The organism is Curtobacterium sp. BRB10, assembly GCF_031844325.1.
GTDB lineage: Bacteria > Actinomycetota > Actinomycetes > Actinomycetales > Microbacteriaceae > Curtobacterium > Curtobacterium poinsettiae_A.
On sequence record NZ_JAUZVA010000007.1, the window covers coordinates 129244 to 137190 of the forward strand.

General features: G+C 65.4%; 5 protein-coding genes. 1 reads left to right on the forward strand and 4 read right to left on the reverse strand.

What is annotated here, in order from left to right:
* Window positions 1–404: 404 nt before the first annotated feature.
* The 4 genes from Q9R26_RS15970 to Q9R26_RS15985 all read right to left on the reverse strand — a co-directional run bounded on the left by Q9R26_RS15970 (window position 405) and on the right by Q9R26_RS15985 (window position 7440).
* Window positions 405–2966, reverse strand: coding sequence for a DEAD/DEAH box helicase family protein (locus Q9R26_RS15970; RefSeq protein ID WP_311227865.1), 2562 nt, complete (start codon window positions 2964–2966; stop codon window positions 405–407).
* The gene (locus Q9R26_RS15975) at window positions 2963–5026 is read right to left on the reverse strand and encodes a DNA methyltransferase (protein WP_311227866.1); all 2064 of its coding nucleotides are present in this window, start codon (window positions 5024–5026) and stop codon (window positions 2963–2965) included. The genes Q9R26_RS15970 and Q9R26_RS15975 overlap by 4 nt, the downstream gene beginning before the upstream one ends.
* A 188-nt stretch (window positions 5027–5214) precedes the next feature.
* Window positions 5215–5940 (reverse strand): hypothetical protein, encoded by a 726-nt coding sequence (locus tag Q9R26_RS15980; protein WP_311227867.1) that lies wholly within the window; start codon window positions 5938–5940, stop codon window positions 5215–5217.
* A gap of 786 nt (window positions 5941–6726) precedes the next feature.
* Window positions 6727–7440 (reverse strand): DUF3800 domain-containing protein, encoded by a 714-nt coding sequence (locus Q9R26_RS15985; protein WP_311227868.1) that lies wholly within the window; start codon window positions 7438–7440, stop codon window positions 6727–6729.
* Window positions 7441–7671: 231 nt separating this feature from the next.
* Here Q9R26_RS15985 and Q9R26_RS15990 point away from each other — a divergent pair.
* On the forward strand, window positions 7672–7947 hold a 276-nt coding region (locus Q9R26_RS15990; protein ID WP_311227869.1), incomplete at its 3' end, for a BLUF domain-containing protein.

Genomic DNA, 7947 nt, shown 5'->3' on the forward strand with positions numbered 1-7947 from the left:
TCGGACATGAACTGGGGCTCTTGGATGACCGGTCACGCCACGGCATTCCTCGCAGCCCGACAGGGGCAGCCGGCCGCCCCAAAGCGGACAGACGTACGGGGGCTGCTCGATCGACTTCGCAGCAATCGGCGCGGGAGCTGACGGACCCGCTCCCGCCAACGATAAGCATCCGCATGCAGCAACGCTAGAGAAGTACGAGCGTGTCCGATAGCCGATCCTCCGCCGAGTGCTTGGCAGGTGCGGACCTTTCGTGGCGACGGCGACGCCGTGATCCCTACCACCACGGCATCGCTGTCGCCTGCCCACGCCAAGACGCGAGCAGGACCACGGAATGCATGCTCATATCGGGCCCGGCAGCAGAGTAGCCCCTACAGGCGCGTGAGCTCGAAGCTGCCGTCTCTCCGCTACTGATACTCCGTGCTGTGGAGTCGGTACAGCTCGTCAACGTCGACCGCGGACAGTGCCGCGGCGCGGACTGTTGGGACGGTGAAGTCGAGGACTCGCAGTTTGCCTTCGAGAGTGGAGATCGTCTCAGCCCTGTGGAGACTGGCGCCGTACTCGTTGACGTACTCGGCCATGCCGCGGAGCTTGGGGAGTGCGTCGGGAAGCCAGTGTCCGTGCGGGTCGACAAGGTTCACCTTCACCGCACCCTGCTGCTCGGTGAAGAACAGGAAGTCCGGGCGCAGGGTGCGCCAGTTGCCGTACTTGTCCGTGTAGGCGATGCCGAGCGCCTCGCGGCCACGGGTGGGGTTGCGGTACCAGGCGATCGTGTCGGGTCGGGCGAGTTCGCGGTCGAGGACGTCGGTTTCGAACGGGCTGAGGGAACCGATCGGGAAGAAGTGCTCATGGTCGGCGAGAAGGTGTCGGCTGCGCCGCTCAAGCGGCACGTCGCCATCTGGTGTGCGCCGCTTTGTCTCCTCCCACCGATTCACCGGCCGCGCAATCGGGATCTGCTGCGGGGAGGAGCTCATGGACGTGATGTCCGCGTACACGGTCTGCCGCGCCTCAGGAAGGGTCTTGATCTGCACGCGGTACTGGCTCAACCAGGTGGACACGAGCGTGTCCGCCTCCGCCTCGAGGGCAGGTCTGACGGGGGCGAGGGATCCGAGCGCTGCGACGCGGATCGATGCGTCACGGAGGTCCTCGTCGGCGGCGTCTTCCTCGGGTGCGAGTCGGTTGACGTAAGTACGGGCGAGATCAGGCGAGATGACACGGGCGCCCTGCGCGTAGGCATCCTCGATGGCGCGATCGTCGGCAACCTCGGTGAAGGTCGAGTCGATCTGCATGCCGTACTGGGCAACAGCACGCACACTCCCACCGCGGACGGTGAGGATCTCGGTCGTCGCTTTGGTGAGATCCGGCGCATATCGAGCGGCGAGCCCATCGAGGACGCTGTGGAGCTCCTGGTGCGCCTCGTCGCCGGCTCCCTTTCGCAGCTTGTCCGCGGCGAGGGCGTGCGCGAGGGCGGTGAGCCGTTTCATGGGGTTGGCGTTCTTCCGCGGCAGCGTCTGCGACGGCAGCGCGTCCAGCGCGTCCCAGACTGCTTCCGCGAGGGTGCTGTTGGGCAGCATGAGCGCGGGGTCGACGAGGACCCGCTTGCCATCGCCGTCACCGTCGCCGTCTGTGCCGCCGGTGATCTGTTCAAGCACCTGGGTGGCGGTCTTCCGGTCGAAGCGGGGCAGGATGCACTCCACGCTGTTGAGGACGTCGTTGCCCTCGATACGGCGCGCCAGCGGTGTGCGGATCATGCGTCCAAGCAGCTGCGTGATGTGAGTAGCATCCTGCGCGGGCCGGAAAGAGACCAGCACTTCAGCGCGCGGGCAGTCCCACCCGGTCGAGATGGCGTCTTTGGCGAGGAGGACCCGGATGTGTTGGGCGTCCTGCACACGCTCCGGCGGAATGTACGACACCGTGTACGGGCCGTACCGCTCGTTCGTGTGGTCGCCGAAGACGTTGGCGATCGCGTCACCGCGAAGCTCCGGCCACTCGTCGAAGATGACGTCCAACGCCTGCTTCATCGTGTCGGGGTCGGGCTTGTTCGGTACCTGCAGCACCATCAATGGCACCACTGGTTCCTCGGTTCGCTGCTGCGCGGAGTACTCCGCCCACGCCGCCGAGATCGTCTTGATCTTCCGGGTCCCGCGGCGCAGCAACACGGTGCTGAAATCGCCGGTCTCGGAGGGGAAGTCGACGACGATGTCGTCCTTCAGCAAACCTGACTGCTGGATGCGGACCGGGTCGACGGCGATGGTGGCGAGCTGAATGCGGTTATCAGCAACCTCGGCAGTGAGCATCGCTTCCTCGAACCGCTTCACGGTCGCGGAGATGCCCCAGACGACGGGCATGGGCGGGACACTGCCGTGCCCGTTGATGAGGCGGCGCACAATGCTCGGCGTGTCCGCGGAAGACCGACGGTTCATACCGCGGTGTGCCTCGTCGAGGACCATGTAGAGCGTGACGTCGGGATTTTCGATGGTCTCGCTGATGGTGTCCCAGATCGTGAACGGGATCGCATCGGGGCTGCCGATTCCATCGAGTTGATTGCTGTCGTCGCGGGTGCGGGTCAGGAGCGCGTTCTTCGCCAGCTTCGAGGTGTTGAGGAAGTACACGTGGCCCGGTTGCAGCTGCCGGTACCGGAAGGGGTGCTCGACGGTGACGAGCCGGCTGCGGAGCTTGTCAGAGGCCTCCTCAAGGCGGAACCGGGTCTGCGCGTTCAGGGAGGGGTCATCGCTGAACCAAAGGACCGTCGCGGACGGGTCGGCGGCGAAGTCAGCGTCGTCGTTGCCGAAGAACAGCGACTCGATGACGGCGGCGGCCATGACCGTCTTGCCGGCGCCAGTGGTCGCGGCGAGGGCGAGGCTGGAGACGCGGGAGTTGGTGCTGTGGAAGACCTCGCGGGCGGTGCTGAGGTTGTTGAGGACGTCGGCGACGGCGTCGGACTGGTAGTCCTTCAGGGTGTATCTCATGAGGCGATTCCGTTGTTGATCTTGAAGTCCTGCAGGTAGGACGAGTACAGCCTGATCGGGGCGACGTCCCCGAGTCCGTCGCACACCATCTGATAGCGGCGGTCGTCGTCGGTGATGATGTACGCCAGCCGTGCGGACGGGGTGGCGGTCATCGCGTCGAGGAACTCGGTGGTCATGTCGAGATCGCGGAGCACCCCGTATGACTCGGCGACGTCCCACCCGTTGGGGAGGGCGCTGATGCGCCGGCCGGTCGCGCCGGCGCGGAGCCAAAGCAGCGGGGCGAGTGCCCCGAACGCACGGTGCTGGCTCACACGCCACACCGACTCGTAAGTGAGGGTGAAGAACTCGGCGTTCTCCGCGAAACCGTCCGCGATCGGGAACTGTTCCCCGAAACGGTAGGACCCGCTGATCGGGTCCCCGGCGGGCGTGCGGCCGGTGATGGCCGCTTCGATGCGAGGCTTGGTGATGTAATCGCAGATTCCCAGGGCCTCCCACTCCGCGTCTCCGGGCCGGTGCCCCTGTCGGCGGAGCGCGCGTTCCTCGTCCGCGGCGACCTCGTTGTTCGTCACTAGGATGCTCTGCCGTCGGCCGTTGTCGCGCCGGTTCAGGCGCATGACCGCGTGGGCGGTGGTGCCAGATCCGGCGAAGAAGTCGATGACGATCGCTTCCGGGTTGTCTCCGATGAACAGCCGGAGCGCGTCCTCGACGGCGTAGAGGCTCTTCGGGAACGGGAACTTCCGGTCCGGCAAAAACGCTGACAGGAGGGTGGAGCCGTACTCGGAGGCGTTGTGCGACGGATTGCGCCACTGCGTGAACGGCACCTGCGCCCGAGAGACAGCACTGACCCGGGTCGCGAGCACGGAACCGTCCGGCGCCGTCCCGGTGATCTCGAACTTCTCCGATTGCACGTCCGCCCACGCCCCATCAGGAAGGTAGTTGATGACGTACCCGTAGGCGGTGGGCCGCCCGGTACGGACACGGCCCTGCTCAAGGCGGGCAGCGAGCTCGTCCGGGCCGATCTGCCAACGTCCCTCGGAGCCGTTGCGGCGCAACGGCAGCACCGGAACCAGGGGGCCGCGCGTCGGGGCGTCGTGCTCCCCCGCGGGCAGCGCACTGCCGATCTCAGCGATTCGACGCGTCTCGGGGTCCACATAGATCGGGTAGAACAACCCAGGACGGTCTGCGCGGGCGGAGCTGGACCCGCGGCGCATCATCGACGTCCAGTCCGGATCGCCACCTGACACAGGCGCTTCGTCCTCGACGTCAGCAGCGAGGTCGGATGCGAACTCCAACCGTGCTGGTGCGGCGGAGCCCCGCATGACGAAGAACAGGTACTCATCGGACCGTCGGAACGCGTCGACGCGGGAGACACCCTTGGGGTTGATGACCGTTGAGACCATCTGGATGCGCTCACCCGGGAAGACTTGCTCGAGCAGCAGCCCGAGCCGGAGGTACTCCTTCTCGTCGATCGACACGATCAACACCGACTGGTCCGGGTTGAGCAGCTCCTTCGCGATTTTCAGCCGGCGCTCCATGAACGCCAGCCACTTGCTGTGTCGGTAGAGGTCGTCGCCCTCGACGTAGTCGTTGTTGTACTTCCAGTCCCGGGCGCCGGTGTTGTAGGGCGGGTCGATGTAGATCGCATCGACGCCGCCGCGGTGCGTGTAGGTCAGCGCCTCGAGGACGTGGAAGTTCTCACCGTTGATGACCGTATGGAAGGGCTTATCGCCGCCTGCCTCGACGGACCCGGTTGAGCGAAGACCGGGGTAGATGCTGTCACGGAACTCTGCGACGAGCACGAGCTCGTCGACGGCCATCTCGATCGTCTCCGGCTCCCGGCTGCGAGCGAGCGCGAGGGTCGCCCGCCGCTCTCCGGAAGCATCCCGCTGGATGTCCTGGACGACCCACAGGCGCCGATCGGTGGGAGCGTCGTCGCCGCGTTCCGGGAGGATGCGGACTTTGCTGCCGACCCGCACTGAGACACCGGGCAGCTCGACAGCTTCTGGCTGGTGCTTCTCGAAGTTCAGCCCGAACGGGAGCCGCTCCTGTAACGGCGTCACCTCACGTTCAAGGTCAGCCCCCAGCTGCGGATCGAACTGCTTGACCGTGTGGATGAGATCCGAAAGCCGCGACACCGTGTCCCCTGAGCCCCTGTGATGATGCCGCCTCGAGCGATGCGAGCAAGCACGACACTATCGAAGCCCGAAGGGCACCTCATGACGAAATCCGCCGCCGGCGGACCGGCACGCTAGCGTTCCTGCGCCGGGTCAGCACGGGGGTCGAACGCTCGCATCACCTCAGCTGCGGTCGCCGTGTTGAGCAAAGACGGATTGGCTTCCAACATCAACTTGACCCGCTCGACGAACTGCGTCGCCGTCAGCACCTCGGAGTCGGTGGGCTGCTCCAGAGCCGCCTGCCGGTCGTCGACTCTGGCGATGGACAACACGCGCATCTGTTCCTGAGCGAAGGCGCCGGCGACGAGCATCGACCGGAACCGACGTTCCCATTCGGCGCTGGTCATCCGAATCTCGTCGGCTCTCGCGGTGACCACACCCGCGGACGAGGCGACGAACATCGCCTCTTCGACGAAACCGGCCGGCGGCTCTTGACCAGGCATCTTTCGCATCGCAAGAGCAGAGACTCGAGCCCACGCTGACTTTCCCCACGGGAGAGCTGCAGTCGTCCACCATCGTCTGACATGCGGCGCCGCAATCACCGCACCTCGCACGATGCCCGCCAGGATCAGTCCGGCAAGCTGGGCCGCGAGCTCGATCTCTTCCGGCGTGAGCTCACGCGGGCGATTGCTTTCATAGCTTCCCTGCGACGCGCTATCGGGCTCGTCGACCCAGCGCCACGCCGCGTGCCCGACAAGCCTGTTCGTGCCGTCCTCGAACAGATGCCCTGTCGAGGCCCCGTCGACCTCATGCGAGGTTCCGAGGTGCTGGCCTTCGGGGACTATCGGCTCGTACGGCATGGGCCGAGAGTAACGGGACATCACCGTTCATCGGGGGCTGACCGCCGACCGTCATAGCTGAAGCGGCCGTGGGATGCTCGGGCCGTGACCGAACATTCCGGCGCTCGTCGCACGGCCTACGCCAAGATCGACCTGCTCGCGGCATGGTCAGCCTGGTTGCCCTTTCTAGATGGAGCAAGGACGATCGACCGTCTTCCCGGTGTCTACTCCATGCGCACCGGCGACCGCATCGTGTACGTGGGCATGGCAGGCGAGCGCTCTGGAAGCAGCGGTAGTCGGCCCAGCGGCATGCGCGGCCGACTTGCGAGGTACACAAGCGGGAAGGCCGCCGCCTCTGGATTTGGAGAGGCCGCGCTCGATCGGGCCCTCGCTGACGTCGCGTTTCTACGGCACCAGTTGGACGCCCTCAACCGTGGGGAGCATCGACGCACAACCGAGTGGGCGAAAGACGCGATTGCGTGGCACAACGTCGAGCTGCGGTGGACGGTCTGCACGGACGCTGTCGCAGCCAGAAGTCTCGAGGGTCAGATTGTCCAGTTGCTCCGCCCACACGGGATCTGGAACCGTTAGATCCATGAGCCCATGACCACTCGCGGTCTCCCTCCGGCACCCGCACCGCCGTCGCCCATTGCTCCCGTTGTTGGTCCGACACGGCCGTTCGTCGGTCTTCGCACGCAGCGTGGTCCGCAACTGGCCCGGGCATCTCGCGGCGCGCCCTTCCAACAAGCACTCCGATGTAGTAGAGTTGATCCCGCAGGCCCGCCCCACATTCGTGGATAAGCGGGTCTAGCCTCTTTTTACAGGGCCTGGGAGCGCCGCTAGGTCGATCGGACCCATGGGGCACTTGGCATCTAAGTACGTGTCGTACCAGTCCCACGCGTATTCGTTCGCGGGATGCTTGTAGAGGTGGGTGAAGCTGGTCCAGGCGATCAGGTCGGCCATCTGCGTCCACTGGGATCGCTTCGACTCATGGAACATCGGGTCTTCTACGATCCTCCGCGCGTGAATGTCGAGCGCCCGGTGCCCCCTGTAATACACAGGATCCGTTCCGTCGCCATCCATGCCGACGATTCCGTAATCGCCGCTGCGCCGAAGCTGGTCGTCCCAGAGAGCAACCAGCTTGGTGTAGGCGAGTTCTCGATCCTTGTTGAGCGCTTCACCCCTGTTGCTCGTCTTGAAGTACGCACAGCCCAGTTCGATGTGCGGGCAGTCCCGCAGGGTTTCCAGACAAGCCACCGCAAGCTCGCGACCGAGGGTCTGCTTCGCCCGAGGGTCACCGTCGTAACGCGCTGGCATCGATGATGAGACCTCGCGCCGCCCATTGACGAAGTGGGTTGCGTGGAGCTCCTTCGCGACCTGCACGCCGAACTGGCCGACGAGGTCCCTCCGGAACTTGAGCCAGTAGTCGAGAACGGCATCCCAGTGCTTCGTCTCAAGCTCGAGCCACCCGTAAGCGATCCACCCAAGGTCGAGGTTGCCGGAATCGTCTGCGTAGAACATGCGGGAAATTGGGCCGGTCACTGCCCCACCGTATCGGTGTACCACCCAGCTCCTCGGTCCTTTGAACACCCCTCCGCCGGCGTAGGGCCAACGACCGACTTGTCTCAATAGCCGATCGGTTGCCGGGCAGGGATTTGCGTGTCTCGAACGTGGGGTTGTGCCAGCTCCGCCGGTGCCCGTTAACTCGTCGGTGACGGCCATGTCACCGACCTGCAGGGAGACCCACTACTGATGCGTTCGCTCGTTTACACCAGCACGCAGACTCGTCCGATCACGGACTCCGAGCTCGCGCAGATCCTCGCCGTGGGCCGGGAGAAGAACACCGCCCTCGGGGTCACGGGAATCCTCGCCCACAAGGGTGACAACTGTCTCGGGATCCTCGAGGGCGACGACGATGTCGTTCATGCCCGGTTCGAGCAGGTCCGTATCGATCCCCGCCACACCAACGTCCGTGTCCTCCTCGACGAAGAAGTCCAGGAGCGCACCTTCCCGGACTGGTCGATGGCA